Raw genomic sequence first — 16,433 nt, 5'->3', positions numbered from 1 at the left:
CCGGCGCGCCCGTCCGGAGGCGCTGTGGTGGTGGCCGAGGGTACGGGCTCCCTGGTGGGGCGAGGTGAGCTGAAGAGGGCCCCTCCGGCCCGGGGTCGGGCGGAGGGCGGTTGGGCTTCGTTGCCCCGGTGGCACGCGCGGGGTGTGCGCGGTACCAGACCGAAGGATAAGGGGTGGGCGTACGCCCATGGCGCGCGCCCCTGGGTGCGCCCCGTACGGCCGGGCGTCGGGGGTGCCCGGCCTATACGCTGAGGTGATGGATCGGTACGCGGCGCTGTTGGGCTGACCGCTGGGCTGAGGGAGAGCGCACAACGATGGCCGGACGACGTCGCAAGAACACCGGGGCTTCGACGGGTGAGGGCGCGGCCGAGGCGGTGCTGCCCGCCGACCTGGAGCTCCAGGACCTCTACGGGGCGTTCGCCGCGCACGGGCTGGACGACGACGACCTGGACGACGCGGCCGTCCTGGTCCCGCCGGTGAAGCTGCCCGCCGAGCGCGAGCTGGCCGAGCAGGCGAAGGCCGTACCGATGTTCGGGTACGCGCTGGCGCTGGCCCGCTGGTCCGCCCCGCACCGGGAGGTGGACGAGTTCGGCGACCTGGTCGAGGCGGACCGGGCGCCCGCGGCCCGGCTGCTGGGCCTGGCCCCGGCCGAGGGCGAGGTGCCCGAGGAGGCCGAGATCGAGGCGCTGCGGGCCTGGTCGCTGGCCTGCGACCTGGACCTGGTGGAGCTCGGTACGACCGCGGAGGGCGAGCACGTCGCCGTCCCCGGCCCGGACCTGGAGCCCGCCGAGCAGGGCGACCCGGAGACCGTCCTGGAGCTGTGGCTGACCGCCGCCGGGATCGTCCGGGAGCTGGCCGTCGAGGCGGACTCCGGCCCGGAGGAGGGCGCCGAGGAGGCCGGGGCCGGGGAGGGCGAGGAGGACGAGGACGCGCTCTCCGAGGTCGAGGAGGCCCGTGACGAGGCCGCCGAGCTGCTGGACGAGGCCCTGCAGGTGCTCTACGAGACCACCGCCTTCGCCGAGCCCGGCAACGAGACCGTGCCGCTGGGCGTGCTGGCCGCGCTGCTGGTCGTCCCGGAGGGCGAGGAGCCCAGCGAGGAACTGCTCGGCGACATCACGGACGTGATGGTCGCGCTGGACCCGATGCTGGGCGACCTCGCCGAGCTCGGCCTGCTGGACTACCGCCCGATCGACCCCGAGCTGTTCGACGAGGAGGACGGCGAGGAGCCCGCCGTGGTCGGCGAGGAGCCGCTGGACGAGGAGGAGTCGGCCCGCTTCGGGCTGGTCCGGCTCACCCCGCTCGGCCAGTACGGCATCCGGCAGTGGCTGCTGGAGGACGGCTACGACGCGCCGCTGGTCGGCGACCTGGCCAAGGGGGACGCGGCCGAGCTGCTGCGCGGCGTGTGCGAGTCGGCCAACGTGCTGCCGGAGGAGGAGCTGCGGGCGTGGACCGCCGACCGGGAGCCGGTGGCGGCGGCGCGCGAGCTGCTCGCGGCGGCGCGCGGCTCCGACGGCTACGGCCCGCTGCGCCGGATGCTCGGCGTCTCGGCGCTCAACCTGCTCGGGCCGGGCGCGGAGCCGGCCGCCCGGGAGGTCATGGACGACCCGGAGCTGGGCGGTGCGGTGCGGGCCTGGCTGACCGCGCAGGGGGCGACGGACGTCCCGGTGCCGGACCGGGCGATGGCGCTGTGGACGGTGGTCGACACCTTCGCCGCCCAGCTGCTGGACAACGGCGGGGACGCCGAGCTGCTGGGCGAGCTGGTCGCCGACCTGCCGGTGAACGGCGATCCGGCGGGGTGGTTCGGCGAGCTGTGGCGGGTCGACCACCCGTACACGGCGGACGTCCTGGAGGCGATCGGGGAGCTGCACCCGGACCGGGCGCTGGCCAAGGAGGCGCGCAAGGCGGCGTTCAAGGCGCGCTCCAGGAGCTGAGCCTTCCGAGCGCACCGTACGGCGGTCTAGGGAAGGTCCAGTGAGCCGTCCTCGGTGAAGGGGAAGAACGGGTTGTGGGCCAGCTCCCAGAGATGGCCGTCCGGGTCCTCGAAGTAGCCGGAATAGCCGCCCCAGTCGGTCGGGACCGGCGGCTTGACCACCACGGCGCCGGCCTCGACCGCCGTCCGCAGCGCGGCGTCCACCAGCGCGGGGGACTCCAGGTTCACCGCGAGGGTGACGCCGCGGAAGGAGGGCTCGCCGGTGGCGGGCACGCCCGCGTCGGCGGCCAGCTCGTCGGTGGGGAAGAGGCCGAGCACCGAGTCGGCGGTGCGGAACCAGACGATCTCCGGGCTGGAGGCGGTGGAGCGCTTCCAGCCGAGCGCCTCGTAGAAGCGGGCGCTCTCGTCGAGGTCGGTCACCCCGAGGGTGACGATGCTGATCCGGGCGGGGAAGGCGCCCTGCCCGGTGCGGTCCTGTGCTGCGTCGTTCTGTGCTGTCATGCCGCCAGGTTAGGGAGGGCGGCTGACAACCGGGCGCCCTGACACGGCCACCACCCCCGTCCGGGGGCCGAGCTGATGACCCGGCAGCTGCGGCCACGTAAGGTGGCGTCAGCGGTGCGGGTGCGAGGTCTCGGGGGTGCGGCACAGGATGATGCGGGAGAGCGGCGGCAGGCACCAGAAGCGGGACGCCGGGTCCTCGGGGTCCGCCCCGGCTCCGGACCGGCCGGTCCGGGAGGACCGTTTCGCCGGTCGGCCCGCGGACCGGTCACTGGACCGGTCGGCCGAGCAGGGTGCCGGTCGGCCCGCGGGCAGGCCCGTCGACCGGTTCGCCGACCAGGAGGAGTTCTCCCGCCGGACCCTGGCGGCGGCCGACTTCCCGGTGTACGGCGTGGCCGCGGGGCAGGCTCCCGCGGGAGGGGTCCCCGCGGGCGGGACGATGACGGCCGACGGGGCGTTGGCCGGTGAGGCGCTGGCCGCCTTCGAGACCTCCGGCGGCGAGCTGCGCTGGGTCGAGGTCCAGTGCGGCGACTGGCGCTCGGCGGCCGGCCCGTACGTGACCGTGCGCACCTACCGGCCGGGGGCCGAGCCGGGCGAGCGGCTGCCCGAGCTGGAGGACCTGGTCGAGGACGAACGGGACCGCGTCTACGAGCAGTTGGGCGTCGACGAGGGCGACGGGCCGGGCCGGGTACGGGCGTTGCGCGCGTGGATCACGGTGGACGGCGAGCCCTGCGCGGTGGAGGTGCACGAGGACCGGCCGGTGCCGGAGCCCGGCGCCCCGGCGGCGGACGGTCCGGAGCCGGTGTGGGCCGGGCGGCTGCGGGTCGGCGGGCTGACCGTGACGGTGTGCGCGCGCGGGGTGGCCCCCGGCGCGGTGGAGCTCGGCGCGATCGGCGACTTCGAGGACTGCCTGCGCGGCCGCACCGAGCTGCTGCGCGACCTGGCCGCCCGGCGCGCCCGCCGGGTGCCGGTCGAGGAGCGTGAACTGCCGCCCGCCGTCGGGATGGAGGCGCACCGGGCGCTGATCGCACAGAGCGTCGCCGAGTCCGCCGCGATCGAGGCGCAGGTGCGGGTGGGGCGCACGCCGAGGCTGCCGCGCGGGCTGCGCGGGGAGGTCGGCGCGGTGCGCTGGGAGGCGGCGGTGCGCCAGCAGATGCGACTGGCCACCGAGACCCGGGAGGAGGCCGCGGCGGCGGTGACCTCGATGGTGAACCACCTCAACCGGCTGTCCCAGCAGACGCACTGGCTGGTCGGCACGGCTGAGGGGGAGGCGGCCGTCGAGGAGGTCGTCCGGTACACGGTGTTCGCGAGCGAGGTGGCGAGCCTGCCGGCGCAGCGGGCCTGGGCGCAGCTGTGGCGGGAGCGGCCGGGCGGCGGCGGGGCGGGGGTCTGGGAGGAGCAGCGGCTGGCCGAGCAGCTGTGGCTGTCGGCCTGGGAGCAGTGGCGGGCGGCGCGGCGCTGACGGGGCGCCGGGTCTGACGGTGGAACGGGCGGCGGGGCCTGGCAGTACGGGCGGGCGGGGCCTGGTGGGTCTGCGGGGGCCTCGGTGGAGTGCCTCAGTAAAGCACAGGTCATGTGACGGTCATCAGTCGGCAAATGGCCGCCTGGGCGTGAGGTGGGCGTCATGCCGGGTTCACCCGCCCGGCGGAGCCTGCTGGGCGTCGGCATCCCGCACCGGCGCCCCCGCTCATCCTCAGGAGTTGCTGCCATGTCGCTGTCCCGTCGGGACTTCGTCAACCGTTCCACCCTCGTCGGGGCCGGCGTGCTGATCGCCGGCGGCGCCGAGGCGCTGGCCAGCGCCCCGGGCGCGATCGCCGCCCCGGTCGGCGGCGAGGCCCCGGTCGCCGCGGCCGCCGGGACCAACTCGGCCGGCGGCACCGCCGTCGGCTACGGCCAGCTGGTCCAGGACCCGGCCGGCCTGCTCTCCCTGCCGAAGGGCTTCTCGTACAAGGTCCTCAACCGGGCCGGCGTCACCAAGCTGCGCACCGGCGAGTTCACCCCGAGCAACCACGACGGCACCTCCGCCTTCGAGGACGAGCGCGGCGGCAACCTGATGGTCGTCAACCACGAGCTGGCCGGCGCCCGCGCGAACTGGCCGCACCCGGTGCCGCTGACCGAGGGCCACGTCTACGACCCGGGCGCGGCCGGCGGCTGCACCATCGTGCACGCCAAGCGGGACGGCTCGGTCGAGCAGTGGGTCGGCATCGCCGGCACCGCCACCAACTGCGCCGGCGGCGTGACCCCGTGGGGCACCTGGCTGTCCGGCGAGGAGACCGAGGACAAGGCCGGCAAGAACGGCTTCACCAAGGACCACGGCTACATCTTCGAGGTCGACCCCTTCGACGACGACTACAACCGGGACCCGCAGCCGGTGAAGGCTTTCGGCCGCTACGCGCACGAGGCCGTGGTCGTGGACCCGAAGCGCGGCCAGGTCTACCTGACCGAGGACGCCTCGAACCCGAACGGCCTGCTGTTCCGCTGGACCCCGCCGGCCGGCTTCAAGCACGGCCGCTACCAGCTGCGCAAGCTCGCCGCCGACGCCGGTGTGCTGGAGGCCTTCAAGGTCTTCGACGCCCAGGGCAAGTTCGTCGACGACCTCTCCCGCGCCACCAAGGTCGGCACCACCTACGGCGTGGACTGGGTCAAGGTCCAGGACCGCGACGCCAGGACCGTCTCGGTGCGCAAGCAGTTCAAGGACGGCGAGGTCAGCCGCGCCCGCAAGCTGGAGGGCATGTGGTGGGGTGACGGCGGCTTCTACTTCGTCTCCAGCTTCGCCCGTTCGGAGAGCCCGCTCCAGCACGACGGCCAGGTCTGGTTCTACAACCCGGCCCGCCGCACCATCACCCTGAAGGTGCTGCTGGGCGTCAACACCGATGTCTGGGGCGACCACGACAACTTCGACGGCCCGGACAACATCACCGTCTCGCCGTACGGCGGCATCGTGATCTGCGAGGACGGCGAGGGCGTCTCGCACCTGTTCGGCGCCACCGAGGACGGGCTGGTCTACCCGATCGCCCGCAACGAGCTGAACATCGGCACCGCCGAGAAGCCCGAGTTCAGCGAGTTCACCGGGGTGACCTTCTCGGACGACGGCAAGACCCTGTTCGCCAACATCCAGACCCCGGGCATCCAGCTGGCGATCAGCGGCCCGTGGCGCCGGCTGAACGAGCACAAGCGCGGCCAGGGCTACGGCGAGTGACGAACCGTCAGGAATGACCGTGCGGCTGCCCGCGGACTACTCGTCCGCGGGCAGCCGCAGTTGCAGCATCGCCAGCAGGCGCTGCTGCGGCTGGGCGAGGTCGATGCCGGTCAACTGCTCGGCGCGGCGCACCCGGTAGCGCAGGGTGTTGGGGTGGATGTGCAAGGCGTCCGCGGCCACCCGGACCTCGCCGAGCGCGTCCAGCCAGGCCAGCACCGACTCGGCGAGCCGGGTGCCGTGCCGGCGGTCGTACGCGGTGAGCGCGGTCAGCCGCGGGTCGCGCAGGCCGGCGCGCTCCTGGAGCAGCGCGAGCATCTCGCTGACCAGCACCTCCGCCTGGACGTCGATCAGCGCCGCGACGTCGAGGTCCACGCCGCCGCGGCCCATCGCGTCCAGGATGCGGTCCGCCTGGGCGCGGGAGTCGGGGACCTGGGCCAGGCCGTCGACGGTCGAGCCGATCGCGGCGCGCAGCGGGACGCCGAGGTGCTCCCGGGCGGCCGCCACCACCTCGAAGGCCCAGTCGCGCACGGTGGTCATCGGCAGGCCGGGCGGCAGCTCGGGCAGCAGCACGTACACCCGGGACTCGATCGGGGCGAGCAGCGCGGTGCGGTGCCGGGCGGCGGTGTGCACCGAGATCAGGCCGGTGACGTCGGAGCGGTGCAGCACGTCGGTGGTGTGCGCGCTGTAGGCCAGCACGGTGGCCGGGCGGCGCAGGTCCAGGCCGAGGTGGGTGGCGAGCGACTGGGGGCCGGTGGAGCCCTCCAGCAGGCCGGTCAGCAGCGTCTGGGTGAGCCGGACGTCGGCGGACAGCTCCCGGCGGCGGCGCACCAGCTGGGCGGCCGCTACCCGGGCGGCGCCGACCAGGGACTGCTCGGCCAGCGGGGCCAGCGGCTGGGCGCCCTCCTGCACCCAGATGGTGCCGAGCGGCTGCGCCCCGGCCCGGATGCCGACCGCGAGGCGGCGGCGCAGGCCCAGCTCGGGGTGCGGCTCGACCGCGATCGGGGTGTCCGAGCTGCGCAGGTGCTGGAAGATGCCCCACTCGCGGAGCTTGGACAGGTACGGCTCCGGGCCCTGCCAGCCGAGGATGGACAGCCGGCGCAGGTCGTCGACCTCGTCGGAGTCGGAGGAGCGGGAGTAGGCCAGCACCCGGCTGGAGGTGTCCTCGATCGAGACGATGCCGTTGGTGAGGACGGCGACGGTCTGGGCGAGGGAGAAGAGGTCGCCCGCGTTGGGTTCGGGGGCGCCGGGGGCGTCCGGGGCGTCCGGGCCGGCGATGATCGCCCGGGCCAGCGAGTCGAGGTGCTCCCAGCGGGTCTCGCGGCGCACCGAGAGCAGGGCGACGCCCGCGTCGGTGGCGGCCTCGCGCAGCGCGTCGGCCTGGCCGGGGCCGTCCAGCTTCACCGCGACGGCGGCGGCCCCGGCCCGGCCGGCCGCGCGCAGGGCGGGCAGGGCGGCGCGGCCGCGGGCGCCGATCGCGAGCACCAGCTCGCCGGGGGCGGCGGTCGGCGGGTCCTCCGGATCGAGGATCGCGACGTCGCGCACCGGGACGTCCAGGCCCAGCGGGGCGGCCTGCAGCTCGACCAGCGGTTCGCCGAGGGACATCAGGAGTTGACGGAGCGGCAGGCCGGGAGTGGTCACGCCGGTCCTCCTTCATCCGCTCGGACAACGTTTCGCGGTCGATTTTAGCCGGACGGACAGAGATTCGGCGTGGCCGCCGGACCGCGGCCCGGCGCGCGGGCGCGCCGGGGCCTGCTGACGGGCACCGGCGTGCGAGCCGCCTTCGCGGGCCGGGGGCGTGAGCCCGGAGGCGCGAGGTGGCGCGGGGTGGTGTGAAAGGTGGGGCGATCGGGGACGGTTCGTGACCGCGGCGTGACCGACTTCGTCGGGCCGGACAACGCCGTACGGGGGAATTTAGCCGCGCGGCCAATCAAGTCGCCCGGTGGCCAGGAATAGCGTTCGTGCTGTGGTCGGCGTGCAACCCGCGCCGGCAATCCCCCCGCACTGAACGAAGGAGAGCGTGCGCTCTATGGACGCTGTGACCCAGGTCCCCGCGCCGGTGAACGAGCCGGTCCACAGCTACGCCCCCGGGAGCCCGGAACGGGCCCGTCTGGAGGCCAAGCTGAAGGAGCTGGGCGGCCAGGAGCCGGTCCAGCTGACCATGACGATCAACGGTGAGCGCCGGATGGGCGGCGGCACCGAGATCCACGTCGTCCAGCCGCACAACCACGCGGCTCGGCTCGGCACCCTGCGCAACGCCACCCAGGCCGACGCGCAGGAGGCCATCGACACTGCCCTGGCCGCAGCCGAGGCCTGGCAGGCGCTCTCCTTCGACTCCCGCGCCGCGATCTTCCTCAAGGCCGCCGACCTGCTGGCCGGCCCCTGGCGCGAGACCCTGGCCGCCGCCACCATGCTCGGCCAGTCCAAGACCGCGCAGCAGGCCGAGATCGACACCCCCTGCGAGCTGGTCGACTTCCTGCGCTTCAACGTGCACTTCGCCCGCCAGATCATGGCCGAGCAGCCGATCTCCTCGGACGGCGTGTGGAACCGCAGCGACCACCGCCCGCTCGAGGGCTTCGTCTACGCGATCACCCCGTTCAACTTCACCGCGATCGCCGGCAACCTGCCGACCGCGCCCGCGCTGATGGGCAACGTGGTGCTGTGGAAGCCGTCCCCGACCCAGCAGTTCTCCGCGCACCTGCTGATGCAGCTGCTGGAGGAGGCCGGCCTGCCCAAGGGCGTCATCAACATGGTGACCGGCGACGGCCTGGCCGTCTCCGAGGTCGCGCTCAAGCACCCGGCGCTGGCCGGCATCCACTTCACCGGCTCCACCGCCACCTTCCAGCACCTGTGGCGCGAGGTCGGCACCAACATCTCCGGCTACCGCACCTACCCGCGGATCGTCGGCGAGACCGGCGGCAAGGACTTCCTGGTCGCCCACCCGTCCGCCGACCCGAAGGTCCTGAAGACCGCGATGACCCGCGGCGCCTTCGAGTTCCAGGGCCAGAAGTGCTCGGCGCTGTCGCGGGCCTACGTCCCGGCCTCGCTCTGGGCCGGCCTCAAGGACGAGTTCGCCGCCGAGGTCGACGGCCTCACCATGGGCGACGTCAGCGACCTGTCCAACTTCATGTCGGCCGTCATCGACGAGCGCTCCTTCGCCAAGAACAAGGCCGCGATCGACCGGGCCCAGGCCGACCCGCAGGTCGAGGTCCTCGCCGGCGGCACCTACGACGACTCGGTCGGCTACTTCGTCCGCCCGACCGTCCTGGTCTGCCAGGACCCGGCCGCCGAGTACTTCAAGGACGAGTACTTCGGCCCGATCCTGGCCGTGTACGTCTACGAGGACGAGAAGTACGAGGAGATGCTGACCCAGATGGAGTCGGTGTCCCCGTACGGCCTGACCGGCTCGATCATCTCCCAGGACCGCGCCGCGGCCCAGGACGCGATGCACAAGCTGCGCTTCGCCGCCGGCAACTTCTACATCAACGACAAGCCGACCGGCGCCGTCGTCGGCCAGCAGCCCTTCGGCGGCGGCCGGGCCTCGGGCACCAACGACAAGGCCGGCGCCAAGCAGAACCTGGCGCGCTGGACCTCGACCCGCTCGGTCAAGGAGACCTTCGTCCCGCCGACGGACTACCGCTACCCGCACATGGGCTGACCAGCCCCCTGACCAGCCGGCTCGTCCCGTAGCCACCGGTCACCCGCGACGCCCGGTCCCGCAGCCGGGCGCCGCCTCCCGGGGCGGCGGTGCCCCATCCCCGCACCGCCGCCCCGGCCCTTTCTGCCATCCTTAAGAAGCACCAGCTCCAGGAGTCACGATGCTCCGTTCCGCCCTTCTCGCGGCCTCCCGGTCCCCGCAGGTCCGCACCGTGGTCGAGAAGTTCCCGCCGACCCACGCGATAGTCGAGCGCTTCGTCGCCGGTGACGTCCTCGACGACGCCGTCACCGCCACCGACGACCTGATCGCCACCGGTCGCAAGGTCACCCTCGACCACCTCGGCGAGGACACCCAGGACGCCGCCCAGGCCGCCGGCACCGCCGAGGCCTACGAGCACCTGCTCAAGGCCCTCAAGGACACCGGCCTCGCGGCCGGCGCCGAGGTGTCGGTCAAGCTGTCGGCCGTCGGCCAGTTCCTCCCGGTGGACGGCGAGAAGATCGCGCTGGAGAACGCCCGCCGCATCTGCGAGGCCGCCGCCGAGGCCGGCACCACGGTGACCCTCGACATGGAGGACCACACCACCACCGACTCCACCCTCGCCATCGCGCGGGAGCTGCGGGCGGACTTCCCGTGGCTGGGCGTCGTGCTCCAGGCCTACCTGCGCCGCACCGAGGCCGACTGCCGCGACTTCTCCGGCGCCGGCTCGCGCGTGCGCCTGTGCAAGGGCGCCTACAAGGAGCCCGAGTCGGTCGCCTTCCAGGGCAAGCACGAGGTCGACCTCGCGTACGTCCGGGCCCTGAAGGTCCTGATGGCGGGCGAGGGTTACCCGATGATCGCCTCGCACGACCCCAACATGATCAAGATCGCCGGCCAGCTGGCCCAGTGGAACGGCCGCAAGCGGGACTCCTTCGAGTACCAGATGCTGTTCGGCATCCGCCCCGAGGAGCAGCTGCGCCTCGCCGCCGAGGGCAACACCATGCGGGTCTACCTCCCGTACGGCCAGGAGTGGTACGGCTACTTCATGCGCCGTCTCGCCGAGCGCCCCGCCAACCTGACCTTCTTCCTGCGCGCCATGGCCACCCGCGGCTGACCCGGCGCCCCAGGCCACGGCCCGCACCCCTGACGGGGGGTGCGGGTCGTCGCGCGTTGTCGACGTCAGAGGAACGGCTTCGTGTCGAGGTCGAAGTCGAACGGGGCAGGGAGCGCGAGCGGTTCGCCGAAGGCGGCGAGGTGCACCTCGGTGTACTCGTTGCGGTGCGGCTTGGCGAACAGACTGACCTGGGACTTCTCGCGGTCGATGAGGAGGTAGAGCGGGATGCCGGCCCGGGCGTAGCAGTGGCGCTTGGCGATGCGGTCCTGGTCGGGCTTGGCGGAGGTCACTTCCGCGACCATGGCGACGCCGTCCGGTTCCATCCAGGACGGTGCGCCCCGGAAGAGGCGGAGTTCCTCGGGAGCGAATGTGACGTCCGGGATGACGTGGTCCGCAGGGTGGTGCCCGCTGGCGACGAGGCGAAGTCCCTTGTTCTCCGACATCTGCATTTCGGTAGCCGACTTGCGCCACACCTGGCCGGTCAACTCGCTGATGAGATGGCAGTGGTAGCCGTCGACGGGGAGTCGGATGAGGATCTCGCCATTGACGAGTTCGGCCCTCAGGCCTTCGGGGGCGTCCAGGGCGAGAAACAGCTCGAGGAGGATCTCGTTATCCGTTGTGTTCATGAACGACCTCTCGACCGGATGCGTCGGAAGGCTATGCGCGGTGGGCACAAGCGGGGGCAGGGACTGCGTCATCGTCACTCGATGGTGTGAGTTCGGGGCGGGGCCTAGGATCTTCCTGCTGGTGAACTGGCTTTTCGAGTGGAGGAGTTGGGGATGCTGAAGGCTTTCGCGGAGCTGTCCACGCCGTTGGTGGCGGATGCCTGTGTGCGGCTCGGGGTGGGGGTGCGGGTGGCGGGGGTGGGGGCGGTGGTGGCCGGGGCCCGGGTGGCGGGGCGGGTGCTGCCGGTGCGGCACTACGGGAGCGTGGACGTGTTCCTGGAGGCGTACGGGGCGGCCCGGGACGGGGACGTGCTGGTGGTCGACAACGGCGGGCGGACCGACGAGGCCTGCATCGGGGACCTCGCGGTGCTGGAGGCGCGGGCCGCCGGGGTGGCCGGGATCGTGGTGTGGGGGCTGCACCGGGACACCCCCGAGCTGCGGGAGATCGGGCTGCCGGTGTTCAGTTACGGGGCGCTGCCGCTCGGCCCGGTGCGGTTGGACGACCGGGAGCCGGCGGCGCTGCTGACGGCCAAGTTCGGGCCGCACCCGGTGAGCGCGGAGGACGTGGTGTTCGCCGACCCGGACGGGGTGCTGTTCGTGCCAGGCGACCGGGTCGCGGAGGTGCTGGAGACGGCCGGCGGGATCGCCCGGACCGAGCGCGCGCAGGCCGCCCGGATCGCCTCCGGGGACACGCTGCGCCGGCAGACCTCCTTCGAGGAGTACCTGGAGCGGCGCGCCGCCGACCCGGCGTACAGCTTCCGGCGGCACCTGCGGCGGATCGGCGGGGCGATCGAGGAGTAGGAGTAAAGGCGTTACAGCTTCCGGTACATGACGTGCAGGCCGACGTAGCCGTCCACGGGGTGGTCGAAGGCCTCGGGGACGGTGCCGACGACCTCGAAGCCGAGCGACTCGTAGAGCCGCACGGCGTGGTGGTTGCTGGCGACCACGGCGTTGAACTGCATGGCGCGGAAGCCGGAGCGGCGGGCCCAGTCGAGGGTGTACTCGACCAGGGCCCGCCCGATCCCCCGGCCGTGGTGGGCCGGGTCGACCAGGTAGCTGGCGCTGGCCACGTGCGAGCCGTTGCCGGGGCGGTTGCGGCTCATGGTGGCGGTGCCGAGGATCCGCCCGTCCCCGTCCACCGCGACCACCGTGCGGTCCGGGGCGGCGAGCATCCACCACTCCCGGCCCAGCTCGGAGGACATGTCCAGGGGGTAGGGGAAGGTCTCGCCGGCGGCGACGACGGTGTGGAAGAACGGCCAGATGTCCGGCCAGTCCTCGGGGACGGCTTCGCGGATGCGGACGGGAGCGGGCGCGGGCGTGGGCAGGGGCATCGGACCAGGATGATGCTCGAGGGGTGGGCGGGCCAGCGGTTTTCGGTCGGAGCGGCCGGTCAACCGCCGAGGACGGCCTTCTCGACCAGGGCGGCGGTGTGCGCCTGGCCGGTGGCGTTGGGGTGCACCACGGCGTACTCGAGGGGGAGGACGCTGGTCAGCACGCCGTCCAGCCAGTGGTCGGCGTCGCAGACGCTGTGGCCGGCGCTGGCGGGGTAGAGGTCCACGAAGGTGTCGCCGTGGGCGGCGGTGCTCCGGGCGACGAGCGCGTTGAGCGGTTCCACGATCGCGGTGCGGGCCCAGACGAGGTCGCCGCCGGTGAAGGTGCCGAACTGCAGGAGGTTGCCGAACTGGCAGAGCCCGGCGTTCTCGGGGACGAGGTGCGGGTAGCCGACGGTGAGGATCCTGGCGGACGGGGCCTTGGCGTGCAGCGCGGTCAGCATCCGGTCGTAGCCGTTGCGCAGCCGGGCGAAGCGGTCGGGCAGGCCCGCGTCGAACTTGTCCTTGCAGGGCGTGCCCCGGCCGAGCTGGACGGCGCCGAGTTCGATGCAGCTCTTGAGGATCTCGGCGAAGCCGAGGTCGTTGCCGCCGATCCCGACGGTGACCAGCCCGGTGGCCGGGTCGACGGCGTCGATCTGCGGCGGGACGGGCGGGTAGGGGCCGTTCGGGTCGGTGCCGAGCGGCGGGAGCGGGCGGCCGAGCGGGGCCTGCGCGGTCACGTCGACGCCGTCGGTGGTGGCGCCGCTGCAGCTGACGTTCCGCAGGTCGGCCAGGGAGCCGAGGTCGCGGCGGATGATCTCGGGGTAGGAGTCGACGGTCCGGGCGCAGCCGTCGCGGGGCGCGGTCTCGTCGCCGGTGGCCTCGATGACCCCGGCGGTGTAGGAGTCGCCGAGGGCCGTCCAGCTCAGTGCGCCGGCGCGGGTGCCCGGCCGGGCGGCGGCCTGGGAGGTGGTCGGGGTGATCAGCCCGGCGGCGAGCACGGTGGCGGTGCCGGCGACGGCGAGGCGGGACAGGAAGCGTGGCACGGCTCTCCTCCTGGGGATAGGGGGAGAGTGCGGTTTCACCCTCCTGAGAGTCAATCGAGTCGCTCTGTGGACGACTTGATGCCTCGGGAGGGTGAAACCACGGGCAGGACAGTGACGCCGAGTGTCAGAGCGTCGCGGCGGCGGGCTCGATCATCGCCCGCGCGGTCTTGCCGTCGACGTACTCGCCGAGCGCCGTCATCTCCCACTCGCCGCCCGGGCGGCGGACCAGCTTGCACATCATCACACCGGTGTGGGGCTCGGAGTTGGTGAGGTCGAAGCGGACCAGCTCCTCCTCCGTCCGGGCGTCCAGCAGGCGGCAGTAGGCGTCGCGCACCTCGGTGAACCGCTGGCCGGAGAAGGAGTTCACGACGAAGACCAGCGCGTGGACCTCGGCCGGCAGGCCCTCCAGGTGGACGGTGATCGCCTCGTCGTCGCCGCCCTCGCCGCCGACCAGGTTGTCGCCGGAGTGGGAGATCGCGCCGTTGAAGATGCTCAGCTTCATGAACCAGGCCGTCTCCAGCCGCTTGTGGCGGGCGTCGAAGGCGAGGCAGGAGGCGTCCAGGTCGATGTCGCGGCCGCGGGCGGCGGACTTCCAGCCGAGGGCCATCCGGACGGAGGAGAGGAAGGGGCGGCCGTTCTTGACCAGGGAGACCGAGCTGCCCTTGACCAGGTTGACCCGGCCCTTGTCCAGGGTGACCTTGCCGGGGGCGGCCGGGGCCGGGGGCGCGGCGGGCGCCGGGGGAGCCGCGGGCGGGGCCGGGACGGCGGTCTGGCCGGTGGCGAGGGCGATCCGCGGGTCGATCGGGGAGGCCGCCGGTGCGGGCGGCACGGGCGGAGCGGCCGGCGGGGCCGGGAGCTGGATGGTCCGGTCCATCGGGGTGGGCGGGGCCGGCGGTGCGGCCGCTGCCACCGGGGCGGCGGGCGCGGGGGCCGGGGAGTCGTCGACGGTGACGCCGAAGTCGGTGGCGATGCCCGCGAGGCCGTCGGCGTAGCCCTGGCCGACCGCGCGCACCTTCCAGGCGCCGCCCCGCTGGTAGACCTCGACCACGATGAGCGCGGTCTCCAGGCCCAGCCGGGGCGGGGTGAAGGTGACCAGCACCTCGCCGGTGTCGGCGTCGCGGACGGTGGCGGTGGGCTCCGTCCCGGCGAAGGTGGAGACCTGGTCGGCGGGGCTCGCGGTGACCACGATCTTGGTGATGCCGGCCGGGACGGCCCGGGTGTCGACGGTGATCGCGTCGGGGGTGCCGGCGGAGGCCGGGCGGTGGCTGACGCCGGGGCCGTTCGGGGCGTTGAAGAAGACGAAGTCGTCGTCCGAGCGGACCTTTCCGGCATCGGTCAGCAGCAGGCCGGAGACGTCCAGCGCCTTGGGCGCGGTGACCTCGACGGTCACTCGCGCGGCGGTCAGCGGTGCGTTGCCGCCTTGGGTCAGGACGGTGGGCACGGACTCCTCCTCGGGTGCGGAACGGCGGCCCGGCCGGGGCCGTTGGGGGCGCCGGGCCGGGTGCTGCCCACAGTAACGAACGAGGGTGCGGGGATGCGCCCGTCCGGCGGGCCCGGCTGTCGGATCGTCGGACGATCGTCCGCTGCGGGCCGTCGGCGGCTCAGCGGGCCGCGGCGGTCGGGGTCGCGGCCGGGGTGGTGGCCGGTGCGGCGAGCGGGGTGGCGGCCGGGGTGCCGGGCGCGTACGGCTCGGCGGACGGCGGCGGCGGAGGCGGGCCGAAGGAGCCGAGTGCCGCGACCGCGCGGGGGCGGTCGAGGGCGAAGGCGGAGACGCTCCAGCTCTCCGTCGGGGCCGACTTGCGCACCACGGCGGACGGGTCGGCCGCCGCACGGGCGCCGCGGACGCCGAAGGTGTAGCGGCCGGGCCGGACGTCGGTGCCGGGCGGGGTGGTGAAGCGGTAGACGAGGGTGCCGCGCTCCTGCTGGACGGTCACCACGGCGCCCGGCAGGTCGGTCCAGGCGGAGCCGGGGCCGGGGGCCGACTCGCCCGGGACGAGCCGGAACTCGGCCTGGAACGCGGTGACCGGCTCGGTGGCCGCGAGGGTGAGCTGGTGGCGCAGGCCGTCGCGGCCCAGCGGGGAGACCCGGGCGGCGCCGGTCAGCGCGTGGTCGGTGTCCGCGCTGTCGTCGGTGCCGTCGGTGTCCGGGGTGTCGCCGGTGTCCGCCGCGCCGTCGGTGTCGGGGACGGGCAGGGCGGGCGGCGGCGCCGGGCGGCCGGGGGTGGGCGGGCCGAAGCCGGGCTGCTTGGCGCCCGGGGCCGGGACGGAGACGGAAGGGGAGGGCGAGGGGCCGGCCGGGGCCGTGGCGCCGAGCAGCCCGGCCTCGGTGCCCGCGAGCTGGGTGCCTGAGGCGGGTGCGTCCTGCCCGGCCGAGGCCTGGCCGCCGGTCTGGGGGGCGCCCGGGACCGTCGCGCGGGGCGCGGGCGGGGAGGCGGCGACCGGGGGGTCCACCGAGCGGTGCGTGGACGGGTGCGTCGAGGGCCGGTTCGCGGCGGGGGAGGACGACGGGCCGTCGGTCGGGGTCTGCGCCGAGACCGCCTCGGCCTCCTCGGTGGCGCCCGGCGTGGGCGGCGGGGTGCTGCCGACCCGGGCGACGCCGGCCCGGCGGCCGATCCCCTGCTGTTCGTTGAGCAGCAGGGTGGTCGCGATGCTGATGCCGACCACGGTGGACATCGCCATCGCGGCGCCGGAGAAGCGCAGGGTGGGCAGCCGGAACAGGCCGCCGAACGGGCGCGGCCGCCCGTGCCGGCCCTGCCGTGCGGGCTCGTGCTGCACGTCCCGCGCGGTGTCCTCGCGCACAGCCACCGGACCCCTCCCTCCCCGAAGCCGCCGTCGCGTCGCCGTATTCTCCCACGCGCCGCCGCCGGGCCCGGCTCCGGCCGCGGAGGGCCGGTTCCACGCGGGCCCGCGTGGGGAGAGGGGAGAGCGTACCAGCGGGCGGCCGCGGCCCGGTCGCACCCCCTCCACTTCGCGGACATCCGTGCGCCACACGGAAGTTGACGCTCCGTCTGATAAGCGCCGGCAAGGGAAGGAAGGCCCGG

Annotated in this window: 13 protein-coding genes; 6 read left to right on the top strand and 7 right to left on the bottom strand. The window is 74.1% G+C overall.

What is annotated here, in order from left to right; genetic code table 11:
* Positions 1-314: 314 nt before the first annotated feature.
* Entirely contained in the window at positions 315-1,931 is a 1,617-nt protein-coding gene (locus ACFVXH_RS20750; RefSeq protein ID WP_107418699.1) for a hypothetical protein, read from the top strand.
* A gap of 26 nt (positions 1,932-1,957) precedes the next feature.
* Here ACFVXH_RS20750 and ACFVXH_RS20745 read toward each other — a convergent pair whose 3' ends face one another.
* Positions 1,958-2,431, bottom strand: coding sequence for a VOC family protein (locus ACFVXH_RS20745; protein WP_049650575.1), 474 nt, complete (start codon positions 2,429-2,431; stop codon positions 1,958-1,960).
* 148 nt (positions 2,432-2,579) lie between these two features.
* On the opposite strand from ACFVXH_RS20745, the gene ACFVXH_RS20740 reads away from it, so the two are divergent.
* Both ACFVXH_RS20740 and ACFVXH_RS20735 read left to right on the top strand, forming a co-directional pair.
* Positions 2,580-3,890, top strand: coding sequence for a hypothetical protein (locus ACFVXH_RS20740; protein ID WP_143204503.1), 1,311 nt, complete (start codon positions 2,580-2,582; stop codon positions 3,888-3,890).
* Positions 3,891-4,136: 246 nt separating this feature from the next.
* Entirely contained in the window at positions 4,137-5,627 is a 1,491-nt protein-coding gene (locus ACFVXH_RS20735) for an alkaline phosphatase PhoX (protein ID WP_049654998.1), read from the top strand.
* Positions 5,628-5,663: 36 nt separating this feature from the next.
* On the opposite strand, the gene ACFVXH_RS20730 is transcribed toward ACFVXH_RS20735, so the two are convergent.
* A complete protein-coding gene (locus tag ACFVXH_RS20730; protein WP_387825833.1) occupies positions 5,664-7,265 on the bottom strand; it encodes a PucR family transcriptional regulator in 1,602 nt (533 codons plus the stop codon).
* A gap of 388 nt (positions 7,266-7,653) precedes the next feature.
* On the opposite strand from ACFVXH_RS20730, the gene pruA reads away from it, so the two are divergent.
* Together pruA and ACFVXH_RS20720 are read left to right on the top strand one after the other, a co-directional pair.
* Positions 7,654-9,282 (top strand): L-glutamate gamma-semialdehyde dehydrogenase, encoded by a 1,629-nt coding sequence (gene pruA, locus ACFVXH_RS20725; protein WP_049654997.1) that lies wholly within the window; start codon positions 7,654-7,656, stop codon positions 9,280-9,282.
* 160 nt (positions 9,283-9,442) lie between these two features.
* Positions 9,443-10,372: a proline dehydrogenase family protein gene (locus ACFVXH_RS20720; protein WP_049654995.1), complete on the top strand. Its 930-nt coding sequence runs from the start codon at positions 9,443-9,445 to the stop codon at positions 10,370-10,372.
* 65 nt (positions 10,373-10,437) lie between these two features.
* Here ACFVXH_RS20720 and ACFVXH_RS20715 read toward each other — a convergent pair whose 3' ends face one another.
* Positions 10,438-10,998, bottom strand: coding sequence for a Uma2 family endonuclease (locus ACFVXH_RS20715; protein ID WP_387825829.1), 561 nt, complete (start codon positions 10,996-10,998; stop codon positions 10,438-10,440).
* Between the two features lie 153 nt (positions 10,999-11,151).
* Here ACFVXH_RS20715 and ACFVXH_RS20710 point away from each other — a divergent pair, with 153 nt between their 5' ends.
* Positions 11,152-11,838 (top strand): RraA family protein, encoded by a 687-nt coding sequence (locus tag ACFVXH_RS20710; protein ID WP_387825826.1) that lies wholly within the window; start codon positions 11,152-11,154, stop codon positions 11,836-11,838.
* Between the two features lie 11 nt (positions 11,839-11,849).
* Here the strand turns inward: ACFVXH_RS20710 and ACFVXH_RS20705 are convergent, their stop codons facing one another.
* The 4 genes from ACFVXH_RS20705 to ACFVXH_RS20690 form a co-directional block, all read right to left on the bottom strand.
* A complete protein-coding gene (locus tag ACFVXH_RS20705) occupies positions 11,850-12,368 on the bottom strand; it encodes a GNAT family N-acetyltransferase (protein ID WP_387825823.1) in 519 nt (172 codons plus the stop codon).
* Between the two features lie 59 nt (positions 12,369-12,427).
* Entirely contained in the window at positions 12,428-13,393 is a 966-nt protein-coding gene (locus tag ACFVXH_RS20700) for an SGNH/GDSL hydrolase family protein (RefSeq protein WP_049654985.1), read from the bottom strand.
* A 124-nt stretch (positions 13,394-13,517) separates the two neighbouring features.
* Positions 13,518-14,822 (bottom strand): TerD family protein, encoded by a 1,305-nt coding sequence (locus tag ACFVXH_RS20695; protein ID WP_387826181.1) that lies wholly within the window; start codon positions 14,820-14,822, stop codon positions 13,518-13,520.
* A gap of 172 nt (positions 14,823-14,994) precedes the next feature.
* Positions 14,995-16,197 carry a hypothetical protein gene (locus tag ACFVXH_RS20690; RefSeq protein WP_387825819.1) on the bottom strand — a complete coding sequence of 401 codons (1,203 nt, stop codon included), beginning with the start codon at positions 16,195-16,197 and terminating at the stop codon, positions 14,995-14,997.
* Between the last annotated feature and the right edge of the window lie 236 nt (positions 16,198-16,433).

The organism is Kitasatospora sp. NPDC058184 (assembly GCF_042883725.1).
GTDB lineage: Bacteria > Actinomycetota > Actinomycetes > Streptomycetales > Streptomycetaceae > Kitasatospora.
Note: the sequence above shows the minus strand (reverse complement) of the source record. Positions and strands in the feature narration are given on the sequence as shown.